The 20,194-nt window shown below is 64.6% G+C and carries 17 protein-coding genes and 2 tRNA genes; 6 read left to right on the forward strand and 13 right to left on the reverse strand.

Translation table 11 applies throughout. The features are described from left to right. Nucleotides 1–20 precede the first annotated feature (20 nt). Complete coding sequence (locus tag GA566_RS06185) at nucleotides 21–281, reverse strand: hypothetical protein (RefSeq protein ID WP_137925795.1); 261 nt, start codon at nucleotides 279–281, stop codon at nucleotides 21–23. Nucleotides 282–401: 120 nt separating this feature from the next. On the opposite strand from GA566_RS06185, the gene GA566_RS32865 reads away from it, so the two are divergent. Together GA566_RS32865 and GA566_RS06190 are read left to right on the forward strand one after the other, a co-directional pair. Beyond that, on the forward strand, nucleotides 402–704 hold the full coding sequence (locus GA566_RS32865; RefSeq protein WP_202126814.1) for a hypothetical protein: 303 nt from the start codon (nucleotides 402–404) through the stop codon (nucleotides 702–704). 95 nt (nucleotides 705–799) lie between these two features. Then, nucleotides 800–1,186 carry a hypothetical protein gene (locus GA566_RS06190; RefSeq protein ID WP_137925797.1) on the forward strand — a complete coding sequence of 129 codons (387 nt, stop codon included), beginning with the start codon at nucleotides 800–802 and terminating at the stop codon, nucleotides 1,184–1,186. A 27-nt stretch (nucleotides 1,187–1,213) separates the two neighbouring features. On the opposite strand, the gene GA566_RS06195 is transcribed toward GA566_RS06190, so the two are convergent. From GA566_RS06195 to GA566_RS06215, 5 genes are all read right to left on the reverse strand, one after another. Then, on the reverse strand, nucleotides 1,214–6,094 hold the full coding sequence (locus GA566_RS06195) for an NAD-glutamate dehydrogenase (protein WP_160472079.1): 4,881 nt from the start codon (nucleotides 6,092–6,094) through the stop codon (nucleotides 1,214–1,216). Nucleotides 6,095–6,228: 134 nt separating this feature from the next. Continuing rightward, nucleotides 6,229–6,750: a MarR family winged helix-turn-helix transcriptional regulator gene (locus tag GA566_RS06200; protein ID WP_137925799.1), complete on the reverse strand. Its 522-nt coding sequence runs from the start codon at nucleotides 6,748–6,750 to the stop codon at nucleotides 6,229–6,231. A 315-nt stretch (nucleotides 6,751–7,065) separates the two neighbouring features. Continuing rightward, nucleotides 7,066–7,437, reverse strand: coding sequence for a hypothetical protein (locus tag GA566_RS06205; RefSeq protein ID WP_137925800.1), 372 nt, complete (start codon nucleotides 7,435–7,437; stop codon nucleotides 7,066–7,068). Between the two features lie 158 nt (nucleotides 7,438–7,595). Next, nucleotides 7,596–8,576 (reverse strand): tripartite tricarboxylate transporter substrate binding protein BugE, encoded by a 981-nt coding sequence (locus tag GA566_RS06210; RefSeq protein ID WP_160472082.1) that lies wholly within the window; start codon nucleotides 8,574–8,576, stop codon nucleotides 7,596–7,598. A gap of 228 nt (nucleotides 8,577–8,804) precedes the next feature. Then, nucleotides 8,805–8,880 (reverse strand) — tRNA-Lys (locus GA566_RS06215). A 121-nt stretch (nucleotides 8,881–9,001) separates the two neighbouring features. Between GA566_RS06215 and GA566_RS06220 the strand changes: the two genes are divergently transcribed. Both GA566_RS06220 and GA566_RS06225 read left to right on the forward strand, forming a co-directional pair. After that, nucleotides 9,002–9,901 (forward strand): LysR family transcriptional regulator, encoded by a 900-nt coding sequence (locus GA566_RS06220; protein ID WP_137925802.1) that lies wholly within the window; start codon nucleotides 9,002–9,004, stop codon nucleotides 9,899–9,901. A gap of 123 nt (nucleotides 9,902–10,024) precedes the next feature. Beyond that, nucleotides 10,025–11,416 (forward strand): 8-oxoguanine deaminase, encoded by a 1,392-nt coding sequence (locus GA566_RS06225; RefSeq protein WP_160472084.1) that lies wholly within the window; start codon nucleotides 10,025–10,027, stop codon nucleotides 11,414–11,416. Nucleotides 11,417–11,545: 129 nt separating this feature from the next. Here the strand turns inward: GA566_RS06225 and GA566_RS06230 are convergent. Continuing rightward, nucleotides 11,546–11,621 (reverse strand) — tRNA-Lys (locus GA566_RS06230). 331 nt (nucleotides 11,622–11,952) lie between these two features. Here GA566_RS06230 and GA566_RS06235 point away from each other — a divergent pair. Beyond that, on the forward strand, nucleotides 11,953–12,216 hold the full coding sequence (locus tag GA566_RS06235; protein ID WP_137925818.1) for a DUF1488 domain-containing protein: 264 nt from the start codon (nucleotides 11,953–11,955) through the stop codon (nucleotides 12,214–12,216). A gap of 155 nt (nucleotides 12,217–12,371) precedes the next feature. Here the strand turns inward: GA566_RS06235 and GA566_RS06240 are convergent, their stop codons facing one another. The 5 genes from GA566_RS06240 to folD form a co-directional block, all read right to left on the reverse strand. Continuing rightward, complete coding sequence (locus GA566_RS06240; RefSeq protein ID WP_137925804.1) at nucleotides 12,372–14,183, reverse strand: SulP family inorganic anion transporter; 1,812 nt, start codon at nucleotides 14,181–14,183, stop codon at nucleotides 12,372–12,374. A gap of 3 nt (nucleotides 14,184–14,186) precedes the next feature. Beyond that, nucleotides 14,187–14,984 (reverse strand): exodeoxyribonuclease III, encoded by a 798-nt coding sequence (gene xth, locus GA566_RS06245; protein WP_137925805.1) that lies wholly within the window; start codon nucleotides 14,982–14,984, stop codon nucleotides 14,187–14,189. 48 nt (nucleotides 14,985–15,032) lie between these two features. Then, a complete protein-coding gene (locus tag GA566_RS06250; protein ID WP_137925806.1) occupies nucleotides 15,033–15,431 on the reverse strand; it encodes a hypothetical protein in 399 nt (132 codons plus the stop codon). Nucleotides 15,432–15,455: 24 nt separating this feature from the next. Then, nucleotides 15,456–17,561, reverse strand: coding sequence for a M3 family metallopeptidase (locus GA566_RS06255; protein ID WP_160472086.1), 2,106 nt, complete (start codon nucleotides 17,559–17,561; stop codon nucleotides 15,456–15,458). 134 nt (nucleotides 17,562–17,695) lie between these two features. Beyond that, nucleotides 17,696–18,553, reverse strand: a complete 858-nt coding sequence (folD, locus tag GA566_RS06260) for a bifunctional methylenetetrahydrofolate dehydrogenase/methenyltetrahydrofolate cyclohydrolase FolD (protein WP_160472087.1) — start codon at nucleotides 18,551–18,553, stop codon at nucleotides 17,696–17,698. A 155-nt stretch (nucleotides 18,554–18,708) separates the two neighbouring features. Between folD and GA566_RS06265 the strand changes: the two genes are divergently transcribed. Beyond that, nucleotides 18,709–19,404 (forward strand): energy-coupling factor ABC transporter permease, encoded by a 696-nt coding sequence (locus GA566_RS06265; RefSeq protein WP_160472089.1) that lies wholly within the window; start codon nucleotides 18,709–18,711, stop codon nucleotides 19,402–19,404. Nucleotides 19,405–19,486: 82 nt separating this feature from the next. Here GA566_RS06265 and GA566_RS06270 read toward each other — a convergent pair whose 3' ends face one another. After that, nucleotides 19,487–20,119 (reverse strand): response regulator transcription factor, encoded by a 633-nt coding sequence (locus GA566_RS06270; protein ID WP_137925810.1) that lies wholly within the window; start codon nucleotides 20,117–20,119, stop codon nucleotides 19,487–19,489. Between the last annotated feature and the right edge of the window lie 75 nt (nucleotides 20,120–20,194).

Below are 20,194 nucleotides of genomic sequence, written 5' to 3' on the forward strand. Positions count from 1 at the left end.
TCCTGTTGCGCCCGGTGACCTCACAACATCGCAAACCGCGCCGCTTGTGGCCCGACCAAAGCGGGGCGGCCGACCGGATAGCGATGATGATCGCTGCCCGCCTGGAAGGACAGGTAGTCCGGCGTCCAGCGCAGGCCGCGCAGGTGGCGGACTTCCACACCTTCGACGAGGATGGCGCCGCCTTGCACCGTCACGCTGTCACAGGGCAGTTGCAGGAGTTCGGCGTCGTCGCCGAAGTAGTGGGCTTCCAGCAGGATCGAGGCAGCTTGATAGGCGGGCATGGGGCAGGGGCGGTCGTTGATCGATACTGTATAAACGTACAGTAGTATAGCGACCTTCCAGTGCCTGTGCTATCCACCCGGTCCACGTGTTAGGATGCCCCGCTTCATCGGAGTCCACGAATGTTTGTCTGTCAGAACCAGCCTTGCGGCGCCCGTTGGGCGGATGACGAGGTAGAAATCCGGAACGAGGGCCAGGGCCCGCTGTTCCGCTGCCCGCAATGTGGCGCGCGCAACCTGCTCGAAGTCAGGCCGGGATCTGGCGACACGCCAACGTATCGCCAGATCGCCAAGGTGCACAAAGCCGCCCCGACGCCACGTGCCAAGGCATCCGGCAAGCCACCCGCCGAAGAAGCCCCCGGCGACACCGCGAAGAAAGGCTCGCGTCCGCCGGCCGGCGCGCGGCGCGGCGGCAAGCGCGCCTGATTTCCCCCCTCTCAAGAGGGGCGACGCCAAAAACGACAGCCCCTGTCGCCTAAGTTCGCTCAAGGCGGTGGGAGGCCGGACCGTTAAGGCTAGACATGGATATCAGCGATTTTTCCCACGATTCCGCCTCCAATGCCGAAGTCATTGGATGGTCGGGTGCTTCCCCGCAGGTGATTGCGCGCGTACTGAACACGGCGCTGGCGGCCCAGGATCTCTCGGGCTTTGCCGCGTTGCTGTCCGATATCGCGCGCGACCGCGGGCTGAAGGGCGCGCGGGGTACGCATCAGTCCATCTACGACATGCCCTACGCGAGCCTGCTGCCTCGCCAGAAACATCTCCTGGCCGATGCCTTCGAACTTTTCCTGCGTCTTGATATCGAGTTCCGCGCGCGCGGCGATGGCGACGACGACCTGACGGCAGACGGCGACGACCCGCCGCCGCTGCGCGACATGGATGACGACGACGTCATCGACGAGGATTGAAACGCGCGTTCCGGTGCGCCTTCCACCTCAGGCCCGCTCCAGCAGTCCGATTTCCCTGACCGCCACCGACAGCATCGAAAGCGCTGCCGCGCCCGATACCCCGGACGCGCGTTGATCCGTCAGCATCTGCGCATAGCGTTCCAACGCCACCTGTCGATGGCCGCGCCAGCGTTCGATCATGGATGGCGCTTCTTCGCCATCCGCTGACTGCGCCAGCACGCTTGTGGTCAGCGCGCGCTTGAGCCGGCCCAGGTCTTCGAGCGTGGTGGTGCGGGCGAGCAGATCCCAGTGCGTATCCGATGGCAAGGACAACGTGCGCTCCCGCAGCCATGCGAAGTTCATCTCGGTGTCGAGCGCGAAGTACACCGCCGCCACGGCGCCAAGACTGCGTTGGCACGTGCCGGCCACCTCCGCGATATCGAGTGCGGCTGCGGCGATATCGCTGGCCGCCACACGCAACGCCAGGTCCTCGTCCACGCCAGCCTCGGTCAGCGCCGCAGCGCGCTCGGCCAGTTGGTTCGAGGCCTCCTCGGGCAGCAGCGTCGCCAGTTGCGGCGTCAGCCACCGGGCGGCGTCCACAAAGCGCGTGGCGCCGGGCTCCACGGTGCCACCGCCGCGCAGGAAGCGGATGAACCAGAGCGTGCCGCGTTCCAGCAGGCGTGACAGGGCGCCGAACATGCGCGCCTGGACCGCATCGTCCACATGGTTGTCGAGCTTGTCGATACGCGCCCAGAGGTCGCTCAGCCCGAACACGTCGCGCGCGTGCAGGCAGGCCCGCACGATGTCGGCGGGCCGTGCGTCGGTCTCTTCCATCAGCCGATGCACGAACGTGGCGCCGATCCGGTTCACGAGCAGGTTAGTCAGGTGCGTGGCCAGGATCTCGCGCCGTAGCGGATGGCGCGTCATGGCGTCGGCGTGGCGCTGCTGAAGCGGCTCGGGAAAATAGTCGACGAGCAGGTTCGCGACGAGCGCGTCTTCCGGAATGTCCGACGCCAGCAGTTCTTCATAGAGCCACATCTTGCTGTACGCCAGCAGCACGGCGCGTTCGGGCGAGGTCAGCCCCTGGCCCAGCGCCTTGCGTTCGGCAATCTCGGTCTCGGATGGCAGGAATTCCAGTGGCCGGTTAAGCCGTCCCGCGCGTTCGAGCCAGCGGATCAGCCGGCCCTCGCCGTCGACCAGCGCCACTGCCTCGCGCCCGGCCACCGACAGCGCCTGCGTCTGGTAGTAGTTGTCCTGCAGCACCAGCAGGCCCACTTCGTCGGTCATCTCGGCCAGCAGCTTGTTGCGCTGTTTCTCGGTCATCTCGCCTTCGGCCACCACCAGTCCCAGCAGGATCTTGATGTTGACCTCGTGGTCGGAGCAATCCACGCCGGCCGAGTTGTCGATGGCATCGGTGTTGATGCGCCCGCCGTTGCGCGCGAACTCGATGCGGCCCAGTTGCGTGAAGCCGAGATTGCCGCCTTCGCCCACCACCTTGCAGCGCAGTTCGTTGCCGTTCACGCGGATGGCATCGTTGGAGCGGTCGCCGGCCTGCAGATGCGTCTCGGTGCTGGCCTTCACGTAGGTGCCGATGCCGCCGTTGTAGAGCAGGTCCACCGGCGCGGTCAGGATCGCATGCATCAGTTCGTTGGGCGATAGCGTGACCGCCTCCACGCCGAGCACGGCACGTATTTCGGGCGAGAGCGGAATCGTCTTGGCCGTGCGCGGATATACGCCGCCGCCTGCGGAGATCAGCGTGGTGTTGTAGTCGGCCCAGCTGGAGCGGGGCAGATCGAACAGGCGCTGGCGCTCGGCCAGGCTCTTCGCGCAATCCGGATCGGGGTCGAGGAAGATATGTCGATGGTCGAACGCCGCATGCAGCCGGATATGCGGGGACAGCAGCATGCCATTGCCGAACACGTCGCCCGACATGTCGCCCACGCCCACCACGGAGAAAGGTGTGGTCTGGATGTTGATGCCCATCTCCCGGAAATGGCGCTTGACGCTTTCCCAGGCGCCGCGCGCCGTGATCCCCATCTTCTTGTGGTCGTAGCCGACCGAACCACCCGAGGCGAAGGCATCGTCAAGCCAGAAGCCGTACTCCGCGGAGATCGCGTTGGCGTAGTCCGAGAACGTGGCCGTGCCCTTGTCGGCGGCCACGACAAGGTAGGGGTCGTTGTCGTCGAGACGAACCACGTCGGGCGGCGGCACCAGCGTGCCGGAGACGAGATTGTCCGTCAGGTCGAGCAGGCCGCGCAGGAAGGTCTGGTAGCACGCCACGCCTTCGGCCAGGAACGCATCGCGATCCGTGGCGGGTGGCGGCCGCTTGACCACGAATCCACCCTTGGAACCCACGGGAACGATAACCGTATTCTTGACCATCTGCGCCTTCATCAGGCCCAGCACCTCCGTGCGGAAATCCTCGCGCCGGTCAGACCAGCGCAGGCCGCCGCGTGCCACGCGACCGCCGCGCAGGTGCACCCCTTCCACACGTGGGGAATACACCCAGATCTCGAACATCGGACGCGGTTCGGGCAGGCCCTGCACCAGCGCCGGATTGAACTTGAAGGAGACGTAGGGGCGCGGTTGCCCGTCCGGGCCCCGATGGAAATAATTGGTGCGCACCGTCGCATTGATGACATTGAGGAACAGCCGCAGGATGCGGTCCTCGTCGAGGTTGGGCACCTTGTCGAGCGCGGCGTCGATCTCGTCGAGCCATTTGCGGCTGCGCGCCTCGGTGGCAGCGGCTGTAGCGTCCGGCGCGGCCAGGGCCGGATCGAAGCGCGCCACGAACAGCGAGACCAGCATCGATGCGATATCGGGATTCGCGGTCAGGGCGCGTTCGATATAGGCGTTGCTGAAGGTGGAGCCCACCTGGCGCAGGTACTTGGCATAGGCGCGCAGGATGGTCACGTCGCGCGCGGCCAGCCCGGCGCGCAGCACCAGCCGGTTGAAATCGTCGTTCTCGATCTCGCCATGCCAGGCACGGCCATAGGCATCTTCGAACAGCGGCTTGATCTTCTCCAGATCCACGTCGACCGGTTTGCCGTCGGGGTCGGCGGCAATCTCCAGGCCGAAGTCGTGGATCCACACCGGCTCGCCGGCATCGGGTTCGATCAGGTAGGGACGCTCCTCGTCCACGCGCACGCCGAGGTGTTCGAGCATCGGCAGGCTCAGGGACAGCGCAATGGGCTGGCCGGCGCGATAGACCTTGAAGCGGAACGCGCCCGGCGCGGCCTCGATGGGCCGGTACAGGTTCATCGCTAGTCCGCCCGGATGCTGGCGTGCATGCTCCATCAATTCGATATCGCGCACGGCGGTACGCGCCGCGTAATCCTCGCGATACCCGGCCGGGAACGAATCGCCGTAGCGGCGCAGCAGCCGGTTGCCGAGTTCCTCGCCACGGTTTTCGTGCAGCGCTTGCGAGAGATCGTCCTGCCAGCGCCGGGTGGCCTGCACGATGCGCGCTTCCAGTTCGCGCGTATCCACTTCGGGCATCGTGCCGGGCTCGCCGCGCACGGTCAGGTGAATGCGGGCAAGCGGAGATTCGGACAACTGCGGGGTGAACTCGCAACTGGTGCCGTTGAACGCCTGCACCAGCAGCTTCTGGATGCGCTGGCGCAGGTCGGTGTTGTACTTGTCGCGTGGCACGAAGACCAGGCACGAGATAAAGCGGTCGAAGCGGTCGCGCCGTACGAACAGGCGCGTGCGCTGATGCTCCTGCAACCGCAGGATGCCCAGCGTAATGTCGAAGAGTTCATCCTCGTCGGCCTGCAGCATCTCGTCGCGCGGATACTGTTCGAGGATGGTCACCAGCGATTTGTAGAGGTGTCCCTTGGTCAGGAAGCCCGCGCGCTCCAGGATGTTGGCGCACTTGCGCCGCACAATTGGAATCTCGCTCGTGCTGACCATGTACGCCGTGGAGGTGTAAAGCCCCACGAAACGGCGCTCGCCGAAGATCTTGCCATCGGCATCGAGCAGCTTCACGCCGACATAGTCCAGATAGCCCGGCCGATGCACCGTGGCGCGCGAATTGGCCTTGGTGATGAAGATCGGCGAAGCCCCTTCGATGATGGCGCGCGCGGCGGCGGGCAGTGGCGTGAGATCGTCGGAGCCCGGATCGCGCAGCGCCTCGCGCAGGATGCCCGCGCCGGACCCTGCCACGCCGCGCAGGAAGAACTGCCCGTCACGCGCGATCAGTTCGTAGTCGCGATGACCGAGGAACGTGAAATGGTCATCCAGCATCCATTCGAGGAAGGCGCGCGCTTCCTTCGCATCGGGAGAGCCAGCGTCGCGCGATTGCGCCATGCCGGCCACGGTCTCCTGGGCAATCTGGCGCATGCGCGGCCAGTCCTCCACGGCAGCGCGCACATCGCCCAGCGCACTGGCGATGCCGAAGCGCAGCGCGTCGAGTCGCGTACTCTCGCCCGTGCGATCCACCTCGAAGTGGATGAATGACTCCAGCCGACAGCTATCGGTGGCGGTCTCGCTGCCGCCGAGTCCCAGGCTCTCGATGGCGCCCCGGCCATCGCGGCAGACGCGAAACACGGGGTGGATGGCCGAATGCAGTGTCATGCCGTGCCGGTTGATCTCCATAGCCACCGAGTCGACGAGGAACGGCATGTCGTCGTTCACGATCTCGATGATCGTATGGTCGGAGTGCCAGCCGTGTTCTTCGAAATTCGGGTTATAGACGCGCAGCCGCGCCGTGCCAGGCACAAACTTCTGCGCGGTCTGCCAGTGCGCCATCACGGCACCGTACAGATCGGCCACGTTGCGCGCGAGGAGATCCTCGGCATCGGCCAGGTCGTAGTAATGGCGCAGCAATGGCTCGACAATCTCGAAGGTGGCCGCTGGCAGGCGCTCCCGCGCAAAGGCGACCAGATCATCGAGCAGTTGCGCAACCTTTTCTTCGTTTTCCGGGGGCATGAATTTCTCCACGGTAGTGCCCGGTCATGTGCCGGTGCTCTCACACTGTAGGAAAGATTTACGTCCGCCGGGCGACAAAACGGCGACGCCCCGCACAGTGGCGGGGCGTCGCGGTGCAGCAGGAAGCCGTGAAGTCAGGCAGCCAGTGCGTGGCGGCTACCGTGGGCAGGCTCGTCGGGCACGACGATCGACATCGGATGGTGATCCCATGCCGCATGGCGCGCGTGCCGGGCTGCGTGATCGTCCAGCGTGCCGGTCATGCGATGCAGCAGGCTGCTGAGCGCCGCGCGCTCGGCTGCACTCAGGTCACAGACCGATACCGAATGCAGCGCACGCACAGCACGCGCCGCACGTTCAATCTGCGGTTTGGCTGCGGGGGAGATCTGCGGGGCATCGTCGATCGGAAATTCGATCCAGCCGTCGGCATGCAGTTCGCGCAGCAGGCGCTCGGTTTGCGGCACATCCAGGAAGATGGCGCCGGCGCAAGGCTGTCCACGCGTGAATTCGTTCTGGCGGATGGCGCGGAGCAGCAGCCATTTCGGATAGCTCAGCCCCGAGACGTTCAGGGTGCGATCCAGTGCGGTCTGCCATGCGGTGACCGCATCCACCAGCGACATCACCACAGGTTCGTGAATTTCGAGTGCTTTTGGCTGCATTGGCTCAGGTCTCCCGTATTAGGGTTTGCCGCCTGACACTTCTTGGGCCGGTGCATTGGCCGGCCCGGGCGGCATGGGCGCCAGCCTCATCCGGGCCGGTCGCGGAACGACAAAAAATCAGTAGGCGCAACACTAGCAGTAATGTCGAGACAATTGCATGACAGATCGGGTATGTCCTAGTCAATCTTTTGGACGAGGTGACGAACGGTGCCTGACGGTGCGCTGCATCGATCTCATGCAAAAAGAAATGGCCCCGGCGCGAGCGCAGGGGCCATTCGATCGATGCAGCGATCCGGGCGGTTGCCCGGCGTGTGCTTATTGCTTCTTGGCGCCGTCCGTATAGGGGTCAGCCTTGCCGGTCTTGGCACCGTCCGTGTACGGATCAGGCTTGCCCGTGCGCGCGCCGTCGAGGTACGGGTCGCGGGTGCCGCCCCTGGCGCCATCGGTGTACGGATCGGCCTTGCGCGGCGTCAGGTCCGAGCGCGTCGATTTCTTGGCGCCGTCGGTGTACGGGTCGAACTTGCCCGACTTGGCCGGGTTCTGGTTCGGATTGGCTTTGTCCTTGGAACGGCTGCCGCTGTAAAGATCGCCGCCTTCGGTGTAGTTCTTCTGCGCGTGGGCCAGTTGCACGGCGCCGACGGCAGTCAGGGCCGCAACGATCAGGGCCGGTACAGTCTTCTTCAGCATCATCATCCTCACAGGTGACGGCCGGGATGTTTTCCGGCCTATAGAAACGCGGGAAACCGATACCGATACTGTACCGGGGTTCGTGGCGATCCGCCGACCGAATGTTGTAGTGGGGATACTCAGGCGGCGCGGACACCACGTAACCGGTTAAGTGGACATCACTCCAACGTGATGTTCTGGTCCGTTGCGATCTTCTTGCGCAGTTCCAGCTCGCGCTTGATCTGGGCGGCGTACTGCTGCGAGGTGTTGCCGTCCGGGTAAGCGCCGGCGTCATGCAGGCGTTTCTTCACGGCCGGGTCCTGCAGCGCCTTGATGGCCGCATCGTGGACCTTGGCGACGATAGCCGGCGGCGTACCTGCCGGTGCCACCAGGCCGTACCAGGCCATGTTGTTCATGTCCTTCATGCCTTCCTCGGCGAAGGTCGGTACGTTGGGCAGGCCTTCGACGCGCTTGGGCGCGGCCACGGCCAGCGCGCGCAGCTTGTCGCTCTGGATGAAGGGCATCGACGACGGCAGGTTGTCGAACTGCGCGTTGACCTGGCCGGCCAGCGTGTCGTTCAGCGCCGGACCCGATCCGCGGTACGGGATGTGGACCATATCGGACTTGGTGATGAACTTGAACAGTTCGCCATCCAGATGCGAAATGCTGCCCTTGCCGGCTGAGGCGTAGCTGTACTTGCCCGGATTCGCCTTCAACAGCGCGATGAACTCCTTGAGGTTCTTGGCCGGTACCTTCGGGTTGACCGTCAGCACATTCGGCACGTTCACAAGGTTCGTGATCGGCGCGAAGTCCTTCAATGGGTCGTAAGGATTCTTGGCGTTGGTAGCCGGGTTCGTGGCCATGGTGCTGACCGTAGCGATGCCCAGCGTGTAGCCGTCCGCTGCGGACTTGGCCAGTGCATCCGCGCCAATCGCACCGCCGCCACCGCCGCGGTTCTCCACGACGACGGGCTGGCCCAGTTCACGGCCAAGCGCGTCGGATACGGCGCGGCCAACGATATCGGTGGTGCCGCCTGCGGCAAATGGCACGATCAGGCGGATAGGCTTGTTCGGATATGACTGTGCGTGGACCAGGCTGGCCTGCATCAGGCCGAGCGCCGCGAGGGCGCCCAGGGCGCCCGCTTTCAGAACTGCTTTCAAGAGATGCTCCTCCGAGGGTGTTGCTCTTCTAAGTTCCGCAATACGGAACTTCGTTCCGTCATGTGCGTCGATGAGCATTCAACCCCGAAAGGGTGGCGCCGCGAAATTGGGGGGAACCCGTGGAGGTCCGACGACCAGTGGAAGCGGGTGCGGAAAGGACGGCAGAGGCGTGCGCCGCAATGAGAAAAGCCCGAAGCTTTTGAGGGCTTCGGGCTTTCTGGAATTCGCTGGTGGGGCGTGAGTGACTCGAACACTCGACCTACGGATTAAGAGTCCGCTGCTCTACCAACTGAGCTAACGCCCCAACGAAGAAAGAGATTCTAGCAAGGCAAAGAGTATCGCGCAAGCCCCTTTTGCGTTTTTCTCGAAAAAGGTTCGTGCGGCTTACAATGCGCGCGTCCCGAACTGACCCGATACCTGCTGCCATGCATGCGCGCGTGCTTCGCTATCTCGACGAGGTTGTCCGGCGCGGATCGATCCGGCGCGCGGCGGAAATCCTCCATGTTGCGCCCACGGCTATCAACCGGCAGATCCTTGATCTGGAGGCATCGCTCGGTGCGCCGCTGTTCGATCGCATCAACCGACGCCTGCAACTGACGCCGCTCGGCGAGATGGTGCTGGCGCATGTGCGGCAGACCTTGCGCGAGCACGACGCCCTCCAGGCGCGCGTGGCCGAAATCAAGGGTGCGCGGCGCGGCATGGTCACGGTGGCCACCACCTCGGGTCTCGCCGGCGCGCTGATGCCTTCGCTGGTTCACGATTTTCGGCAGCATCATCCGGGCATCGTCGTGCGCGTGGCGGACCTGCCAGTGGGCGGCATCGTCGCAGCGGTGGAGCAGGGCGATGCCGATCTCGGACTTGGCTACGATCTTCCCGAAATGGCGGCTTTCCGCGTGCTGGCCAGTCGCGAATGGTCGATCGGTGCCGTGGTGGCGCCTGGGCATCCGCTGGCGGCGCAGCCTTCCGCGCGGCTGGCCGAGTGCGCCGGCTATCCGCTGATTCTGCCCGCACCGTCGCTGTCGATCCGGGCTTTGGTGGATGACGCATTCGCGCGGGAATCGATCGAGGTGGCACCGGCGGTGGAATCCACGTCGGTCGTGCTGATCCAGCGGCTTGTGGCGGCGGGCGCCGGCGTGGCGCTGCTCAATCCCCTCGATGTGATGGACGACCGCGCGCGTGGCGCGGTGGTGTTCGTGCCGCTGCAAGAGGCTGGCCTGCAGCGGCAGACGCTGCGGCTCGTGGCACGTGGCAAGGGTCCGCTAACGCCTGCCGCCGAGTTGATGGCTGAGGCGATGTCGTCGACGCTGGCCAACCTGTTCCGGTAGGCGAATGAAGTTTTGGGTGTGCACATTTTGCGCACACCTCACGCGAAATTCTGCGCTTGGGGTGCTGCGCAAGCGGCAAGTAGACTTGGCCTCGTTCACAACCGATACGCGAGACGACCCGCCATGACCCTGATCCTCCAGCACGCCGACGTACTGGTCACCATGGACGCCCAGCGCCGCGAAATTACTGATGGCGCGCTGGTCGCCAACGGTCCGGCCATCGAGTGGGTGGGGCCAACCGCCGAACTGCCCGAACAATATCGTCGCCTGATCGACGACGGCAGTGCCGAAGTCATCGACATGCGTGGCCATGTGGTCACGCCGGGCCTGGTCAACACGCACCATCACATGTACCAGAGCCTGACGCGTGCCGTGCCGGCCGCGCAGGATGCCGAGTTGTTCGGGTGGCTGACCAACCTCTACATGATCTGGTCGCACCTGACGCCGGAGATGATCCGCGTGTCCACACAGACCGCGATGGCCGAACTGATGCTGTCCGGCTGCACGACCACGAGCGATCATCTTTATCTCTTTCCGAACGGCTCCCGGCTCGACGATTCGATCGAGGCCGCCCAACAGATCGGGATGCGTTTTCATGCGGCGCGCGGATCGATGAGCGTGGGCCGCAGTCAGGGTGGCCTGCCGCCGGACGTGGTGGTGGAGACCGAGCCGGCGATCCTGCGCGACAGCCAGCGGCTGGTCGAGCAATATCACGATGCCTCGCGTCACGCCATGCTGCGCGTAGTGCTGGCGCCGTGTTCGCCGTTCTCGGTGTCGCGAGACCTGATGCGCGAGTCGGCGGTGCTGGCGCGGCACCACGGCGTATCTCTGCACACGCACCTGGCCGAGAACGACAACGACATCGCCTACTCGCGCGAGAAGTTCGGCATGACGCCGGCGCAGTATGCGGAAGACCTGGGCTGGGTCGGGCATGACGTCTGGCATGCGCACTGCGTGAAGCTCGACGAGGAGGGCGTGGCGCTGTTCGCGCGCACGGGCACGGGCGTGGCGCATTGCCCGTGCTCGAACATGCGGCTGGCTTCGGGCATTGCGCCGATCCGTCGGATGCGCGATGCCGGCGTACCGGTGGGGCTGGGTGTCGATGGCAGTGCGTCGAACGATGGCGCACATATGCTTGGCGAGGCGCGGCAGGCCATGCTGCTTCAGCGGGTGGGGTTCGGGCCCGCGGCGATGAGCGCACGCGAGGCGCTGGAGATTGCCACGCTTGGCGGTGCCCGTGTGCTGAACCGTGATGATATCGGTGCGCTCGCGCCGGGCATGTCGGCGGACGTCGTTGCGTTCGATATGTCGGGCGTGGGGTTTGCCGGTGCAGGTCATGACCCCGTGGCGGCGCTTGTATTCTGCACGCCGGCCAACGTATCGACGAGCATCATCAACGGACGTCCCGTGGTGCGCGATGGTGTGCTGCTGACCGCCGACCTGCCGAATGTACTGGCCGATCACCGGCGTCTGGCGCGCATGTTGTTCGAGCGCGCGCAGCAGGCAGGGGTTTGATCGGGTTTTGATGAGCGGGGCGCATGAGCGCGCGCCTCGCGAAGGCCGCGCTGGAATGCGGCGCAAAAGCGGAGTGCGGCGCAAAAGCAAAAGGCCGGAAGCATCGCTGCTTCCGGCCTTTCTTGTGTCTGGTGGGGCGTGAGTGACTCGAACACTCGACCTACGGATTAAGAGTCCGCTGCTCTACCAACTGAGCTAACGCCCCGACGAAGACCGAGATTCTAGCAGGATTTTTACGCTTGTCAAACGTTTCGTGTGACGTGTCGAAAAGCGGGTTTTCGCTGCGCGTGGCATCCACATGCGTGATCGATTCGATCGGGGATCGGATCGCCATACGATCGGCACATCACGCTGACACATGGGTCCGTCATGCTCGTGTCATCGCGGTCTGATGTGGCAGTGTTCGCGGAACGTACTGCCGGGCGCGCGATGATTGAGACGAATCGCATTCGGCATGCATGGTGCAGGGGATCACAGACGATTTCCGCAAAGCCATGTTAGGATGCTTCTCCACTTGCATATGGAGGGCTGTGATGATGGAAATCAAATTCCAAGAGCAAGACCGCTACGACATCAACAATGAGGGTTTGCTGTTTCATGCGGTGGTCAATGGTGAGCACGTGACCTGCGTGGTAACACGCGAAGCGCTCTGGGAAGGCTTCAGTGCCGACCAGGTGTTGTCGCTGGAAGAGGCGTTCCGCGCCGGTCGTGACACGATCGAACGCGCGGCCGTGGTGCTGATCGAGCAGGGCGTGCCCCAGCCGGTCGTGGTCAAGCGCGCGCACGTGGCGCCGGTCTAAGGACCGACCGACGGCAGCAACCCTCCGCCGCCGGTTCCGGTCCTGTTGTCACGACAGGCCGGCCGGCGCGCTACAAGCCTACTGAAGTTCGTAACACCTTCTCGTAGTACTTCTCGTAGTACTTTCCGTCCGGTTGTTTCGATCCCGATTGCCGCTCAGGCAGGATGAGTCGTGTCCGTTGCTGCGCGATGGTTCGCGGCACCGGGACGCCCTGCGCACTCTTCGAAGATGCGCACATGGCACTGTGCGCATATTTCCGGTGAAAGGGTTTCGATGATCGTGTGGAGTGCCTGCCGCTTGGTCGGGAAGATATGGTCCTGGCCCAGTTTGTCGATAAAGCCAGTCTGTTTCCACGTGTCGAGCACTTGCGTGCGCGGCCGATGGAAGTAGAGGTCGCCGCCCTCGGCGCGCCGTTCGGTCAACTCCGCTTCCCACATCTCGGCGCCAGCGAGGTCGATGAAGTTCATGCTCTTGGTCATCGCCAGCAGATGCTTCTGTTCGGCGTCGACCGTGCGTAGCCAATGCAGGCGGTCCGTCACGTATTGCACCGCGCCGAAATAGATCGCGCCTTCCATGCGCAGCAATTTCAACTGCGGACATTCCGGCTGCGGACGACGTAGCTCGTCCAGCGGTGTGAAGCGTCGGCCCGGATCATCCGCATCGGGTACGAGACTGCGCACGGCGGGGCGCGCGGTGCGATACAGGTACGCCACCAGCGACAGGATCGTGCCAAGCAGCACCGCCATTTCCAGGCGGATGACCAGCGTGGCCAAGAACGTGCCCACTGCAATCGCGAACTCCGTACGCGACAACCGCGCGATACGGCGCAGGCGCTGGAAGTCGAAGAGGCCCCATGCCACGAGCAGCAGCATGGCCGCGATGGCCGCCAGCGGAATCTGTGCGAGCAGCGGCGCGCTGACCATCACCAGCACCACCAGCAGCAACGCCGAGAAGACGCTGGCGAGCGGTGTCTGCGCGCCCGCCTCGAAGTTCGGCATCGACCGGTTCAGCGAGCCGCAGGAGATATAACCCGAGAACAGTCCGCCCGCGATATTCGACAGGCCCTGGCCAATGAACTCGCGGTTCGCGTCGATATGCTGGCCCGAGCGCAGCGCCACCGCCTTGGCGATCGAGATCGACTGGCCCAGCGCGACGATGGTCAGTGCGGCGGCGATGCCAAGCAGGTCCGGCACGGTGCGCCAATTGATATCGGGGACGTGGAACGGCGGAATGGCGGCCGGGATGGGGCCAACCACGTTGACGTGCTGCGCGAGGCTCCAGCCGCTATGGTTGAGCACCATCGCGGTGCCGAAGCCGGCCAGCAGCCCCAGCAGCATGAACGGAAGCCGGCGCGACACACGCTTGATGCCAACTGTCACCGCCAGCGTCACGGCACCGACGATCAACGCACTGCCATTGATCGTATCGAAGTTGTCGAACAGGAAACGCACCACGCCGAACGCGCTGGTTCCCGTGGGCACGGCCAGGCCGAACAGGTCCTTCAGCGCGTAGAGTCCGATCAGCGTGGCCGCGCCGCAGGTGAAGCCGAGCAGCACCGATGGCGAGATGAAATTGGCCAGTGACCCGAGCCGCAGGGCGCCCACTGCCAGCTGCAGGATGCCGACGAGCATCGTCACGGCCAGCGCCAGCGCGATATAGGCCGGACTGCCCGCAAATGCCACCGGGCTCAGCATCGCGAACAGTGCGAGCGAGTTGGCGTTGGTCGGCCCCGACATCACGTGCCAGCTCGATCCGAACAGCGCTGCGACGATGCAAGGCACCACGGCGGTGTAGATGCCGTATTGCGGCGGCAGGCCCGCCAGCGTGGCAAAGGCCACGCCCTGCGGCAGCACCAGCACGGCGCCGAGTAGTCCGGCGATGACATCGGCGCGCAGCGTCAGCGGGGTGATACGCCGCGTCCACGGGAACCAGCGCTGCAGGGCAGGGGGGCGGGCAGCAACGATCATCGATCAGCCGAGGTCGAGCGAGGCCACCACCGGCGTATGGTCGGACGGCTGCTCCCAGCGGCGCGGTTCCTTGTCGATCAGGCAGGTGCTGCAATGCGCCGCCAGCGCGGGGGAGAGGAGGATATGGTCGATGCGCAGGCCCGCGTTGCGGCGGAAACCCATCATCCGGTAATCCCACCACGAAAACGTTTTCTCGGGCTGCTCGAACATGCGGAACGAATCGACGAACCCCATCGCGATCAGCGCCTTGAACGCGTCGCGCTCCTGCGGTGAGACCAGATTCTGGCCTTCCCACTTGGCGGGGTCATGGACGTCGCGGTCTTCGGGCGCGATGTTGAAATCGCCCAGCAGTGCGAGCTTCGGATACTTGACCATCTCGGCGCGCAGCCAGTCGGTCATCGCCTTGAGCCAGTCGAGCTTGTAGACGAACTTGTCGGATTCGAGAGACTGGCCGTTCGGGAAGTACGCGCTGATAAGCCGCACGTCGCCGTAGGTGCCGGCCACCACGCGCTGCTGTGCGTCCTCGTAACCGGGAATGTTGCGCACCACGTCGGTGGGCGCCGGCATGGTGCCGTCGCGTGCCACAATGGCCACGCCGTTATAGGTCTTCTGGCCCGTGTAGATGCTGTGGAAGCCGGCAGCTTCAAGCTCGGCCAGCGGGTACTTGTCGTCGGGGAGCTTCAATTCCTGCAAGCACAGCGCATCGACCGGCGTGCCGGCGGCGTCCTGCGCGGCAAGCCATTGCAGGACCTGGGGCAGGCGCACTTTCAGGGAGTTGACGTTCCAGCTCGCGATTCTCATGTGTAGCTCTGTCGTTTTTCTTTGGGGTGGTCCGGGCCGGACAGCATGCTAACCGCCCAGCAGGTCGCGCTGGTTCAGGATAGCGAAAGCGATTTCCGGATGCGTGTCCATGCTGCGCCGGATCGCAGCCGGAATGGCCTGCCGCGTCTTGCGGCACAGACCTGGCTGATCGGCCATCTCGATCCGAAAGCCACGCGTGGTGCGCACCACGTTGTCACTGGGCGTGATCGAGATTTCCATGCCGAGCAGGTCGCGCATCCTGGCCTGCATGCGCTGCAACTCGTCGAGGGTTGCGATGTTTTCCAGCCGTTCGACAAGCTTCTTTTCTTCCTGCTGTGTCAGTTGCAGGATACGCCGATCCGCTGAAGGATCGGCCAGCAATACCTCTCGGTTGCAGACGCAGGCGCCCGGCGGACATTCCTTGCGAATCGGGAAAGGAAGGTCCATATGCCGGGCGCCCGTTGGCGGGGATCAGGCCGTGGCTGCCGCCGTCTCGGCCATGCCGCCGTGCCGCAGCAGCGCGTCGATCTGCGGTGCGCGGCCGCGGAACGCCACGAACGATTCCATCGCCGGGCGGCTGCCGCCCACCGACAGGATCTCGCGGCGATACCGCTCGCCCACATCGCTATCGAGCACGCTGCCGGACAGGTTACTGGCTTCTTCGAACGCGGCGTAGACGTCGGCGGACAGCACCTCGGCCCACTTGTAGCTGTAGTAACCGGCCGCATAGCCGCCCGCAAAAACGTGGCTGAACGTGTTCGGCCAGCGCGAGAGCGCCGACTGCGGCACCACATGCTTGCTGTCGTTGATCTGGCGCGACAGTTCCAGCACCGATACCGGACCTTGCGGATCGTAATCGGTGTGCAGATGCATGTCGAACGACGAGTACACGATCTGGCGCAGCGTCATCATGCCGTTCTGGAAGTTCTTGGCGGCCAGCATGCGGTCGAACAGCACGCGCGGCAGCGGCGCGCCGGTCTCCACATGGGCCGTCATGGTTTCCAGCACCTCGTATTCCCAGCAGAAGTTCTCCATGAACTGCGACGGCAACTCCACGGCATCCCATTCCACGCCATTGATGCCTGACACGCCGAGGTCGCCCACCTGCGTCAGCATGTGATGCAGGCCGTGGCCGAACTCGTGGAACAGCGTGATGACTTCGTCGTGCGTGAACAGTGCGGGCTTGCCACCGACCGGCGCCGTGAAGTTGCAGGTCAGGTAGGCCACCGGTGTTTGCACCGTGCCGTTGTCACGTTCCTTGCGGCCACGCGCATCGTCCATCCACGCGCCGCCACGCTTGCCTTCGCGTGCGTAAAGATCGATGTAGAACTGCGCCAGCAGGGCGCCCTGCGGCGACACCACGCGGAAGAAGCGCACCGACGGATGCCAGGTCTGGGCCGTATCCGGCTGGATACTGACCGAGAACAGCTTCTCGACCACGCCAAACAAGCCTTCCAGTACCTTCGGCTCCTGGAAGTACTGCTTCACCTCGTCATCGGAGAAGGCATAACGCTTCTGGCGCAGCTTTTCCGAGGCATAGGCCACGTCCCACGGCTCGATCTTGTCGAGGCCCAGTTCGGAGGCTGCAAACTGCTGCAGTTCCTTCCAGTCGCCTTCGGCGTACGGGCGGGCCTTGACGGCGAGTTCGTCGAGGAACTTCAGCACGTCGGCAGGAGACTCGGCCATCTTCGGCACGAGCGAGACTTCGCCATAGTTGGCATAGCCCAGCATCTGCGCTTCTTCCCGGCGCAGGGCCAGTTGGTCACGCATGTTCGTTGTGTTGTCCCAGTCGGCCTGGCCCTGGTTGTACTGGGGCCCGAGTTCGGACGCGCGCGTGACGCTGGCCTCGTACATCGTCCGGCGCAGTGCGCGGTCGTCGGCGTACTGCAGCACCGGGAAGTACGAAGGGAAGTGCAGCGTGAATTTGTATCCCGGCTTGCCGTCCTTCTCGGCGGCCAGCTTCGCGGCTTCCTGCGCATCGGCGGGAATGCCGGCCAGTCGTGCGCCATCCTCGATATGGAGTGCGTAGGCGTTGGTGGCGTCTAGCACATGGTCCGAGAATGCCTTGGACAGTTGGGCCTGCTCGTCCTGGATTTCGGCGAAGCGCGGCTTGCGGTCTTCAGCCAGTTCCGCACCGCCCAGACGGAAGCCGCGCAGTTCGTTTTCCAGCAACTGCTTGCGGGCCGGCGACAGTCCGGCGAACTCGGGGCCGGCGGCCACGGCCTTGTACTTCTCATACAGCGCCAGGCTTTGTCCCAGCGACGACCAGAATTCGGTCATGCGGGGCAGATTGTCGGTGTGCGCCTTGCGCAGTTCGGGTGTGTCCGCCACAGCGCTCAGGTGGCCGACCACGCCCCAGGCACGGCCCAGCGGTTCGGTGGCAGTTTCGAGCGCTTCGACGGCGCTGAGCCAGGTGGCTGGCGTGGCCGGGTCTTCGGCGCGGTCGACGGCGGCCTGGGCCTGGGCCAGCAGCACGTCCAGCGCGGGGGCGATGTGCTCGGGGCGGATCTCGGCAAAGCGCGGGAGATCGGAGAAATCGAGTAACGGGTTGTTGGCGCGGTCGGTGGTATCAGTCATGGCAATTCCCGGCTTGGTGTGCCGCGCGAAGGGGAGGTGGCGCGGCACGTTACCTGTGCAAGATGAGCCCTTTGAGGCCAAATATCCAGTACGACTTTGCTATCGGCGCGATTGAAGCGCCATCCGGGCGTGCTTCAGGCCAGTCCGGCTACGCGTTCGGCGGATTCCAGCGTGTTGATCAGCAGCATCGTGATCGTCATGGGACCCACGCCACCCGGCACTGGGGTGATGTAGCCAGCCACCTCGCGCACGCCGGCGAAGTCCACATCGCCGCACAGCTTGCCGGCATCGTCGCGATTCATGCCAACGTCGATCACGGCGGCGCCCGGCTTGACCATATCGGCGGTGATGATGTTGCGGCGGCCCACGGCGGCCACGATGACATCGGCGTTACGGGTATGGGCGGCGAGGTCGCGCGTCTTGCTGTTGCAGATGGTGACCGTGGCGCCAGCTTGCAGCAGCATCATCGCCATCGGCTTGCCGACGATGTTCGACGCGCCCACCACCACGGCATTGGCGCCGCGCAGCGGGAACTGCACCGATTCCAGCATCTTCATGCAGCCGTACGGCGTGCAGGGGCGGAACAGCGGGGCGCCGGTCATCAGCGCACCGGCATTGGCCACGTGGAAACCGTCCACGTCCTTTTCCGGGGCGATGGCTTCCAGGACCTTGTGGCTGTCGATGTGCTTCGGCAGCGGCAGTTGCACCAGGATGCCGTGGATCTTCGGGTCATTGTTCAGCGCGTCGATGCGCGCCAGCAGGTCCGCTTCCGACAGGTCGGCCGGATAACGGTCCAGCGACGAGTGGAAACCGTTGTCCTCGCAGGCCTTCACCTTGTTGCGCACGTAGACCTGGCTGGCCGGGTCTTCGCCCACCAGCACGACGGCGAGGCCGGGTTGGTGGCCGGCGGCGGTCAGGCGGGCGGCGCGCTGGGCGGCTTCGGCGCGGATTTGTTTGGCGAGGGCGTTACCGTCGATCAGTTGTGCGGACATGGGATTCGTAGCGGGAATGACTGGAAAGGCGGGCGCCGGGCCGGGGGCGACGGCGCGAAACCGCGATTATAAAGGTTCCATGGCGGGGCGAAGGCCTCCCGGCGGGCTTGATCACGTGCAAGCAGCGCTTGGCCCCTCGCTGCTAGCATCCGGTTATGCACATCGAAGAATCTTCAATTCTGGCGTTCCTTGCAACCTGGCCGCTCCCGACGCTGGGCGTCGGGGTGCTGTTCTGGGCGCTGGTGCAGCGTCCGTGGCTGACCTTGCGCCGGGAAACGCTCCAGCACGCGTGGCTAGGGTCGCTGGTTTTCCTGACGCTGCTGTGGTCTGCGCGCGCAACCGTGGGTGAGGGCGTGGTGATCCAGTTGATGGGCGCCTCGCTGGCAGTCACGATGTTCGGCCTGCCGTTGGCGATGGTGACGCTGGCGATCGTGGATGTGGTGTCGCTGCTGGGACTGGCCTACCTGTCGGGGAGAGGCTGGGCGCAGATCGACTGGGTGTCGCTGGGGCCGCGCTTCTTCTGGATGGCGCTGGTGCCGGGTGCGCTCACGGCAGCGCTGCAGGCCGCGCTACGGCGGTGGGTGCCGCGACATCCCTTCGTGTTCATTCTCGGGCACGGGTATTTCAGCGCTCTGGTCGCGGCCGTGGTGGCTGGCGGCTTGCGCGCGATCTGGCAAGTGCGGATGGGCGTGGCCCAGGGTGGACTCGGACTGGCCGACAGCCTGACCGGCGCGGTCATCATCGCGTTTGGCGAGGCGTTCCTGACGGGGATGCTGGTCGCGATTTTTGTCGTCTACCGGCCGCAGTGGCTGGTGACGTTTGATGAGGGGGAGTATTTGAGGGGGAGGTAGTCGAAGCCGAAACCGCTTCTAAACCGGCTCCCCTCTCCCGCTGTGCGGGAGAGGGGAGCAAACATGCAGCAGGGAACAAGAATCAGGCGTTCCGCGACAACGCCAGTCTCAGCAGGTCCGCCACCGTGTTGACGTTGAGCTTTTCCATGATGTTGGCGCGGTGCGCCTCCACGGTCTTGATGGAAATACCCAGATCGTCGGCGATCTGCTTGTTCAGGCGGCCGGCCACGATGCGCTCCAGCACCTGTTGCTCGCGCGTGGTCAGCTTGCCGAGGAGGTCCTTGGCGGCGCGCTGTTCGCGGGCGGTGGAGTGGTCCGAGCGGGCCTTCAGCAGCATGCGCTCCACCAGCGCGCGCAGTTCGGATTCGTCGAACGGTTTCTCGATGAAGTCGATGGCGCCTTTCTTCATCGTGGAGACCGCCATCGGCACATCGCCGTGGCCGGTGATGAAGACGATCGGGATCTCGATGTTCTCGGCGATCATGCGCTCCTGCAGCTCGGGGCCGCTCATGCCGGGCATGCGCACATCGAGGATCAGGCAGGACACGGCATTCGTGTCGTAGGCGGAGAGGAACTGCTCGGCGCTGTTGAAGCTGCGCACCTGATAGCCGTTGCCCTCCAGCAGCCAGGTCAGCGAGTCACGCATCGCTTCATCGTCATCGACGATATAGACGGTCTCGCCACGATGCGGCGTGGGGCTGGGCGTTGCGGTCATGAAGTCTCCTGGGGCAAAGTCGTTTGCAACGAAGTGTAACTGCATGCGGCGGCGCGCAACACCCCCGGCGGATCA

This window comes from Cupriavidus sp. SW-Y-13, assembly GCF_009793345.1.
Lineage (GTDB): Bacteria > Pseudomonadota > Gammaproteobacteria > Burkholderiales > Burkholderiaceae > Cupriavidus.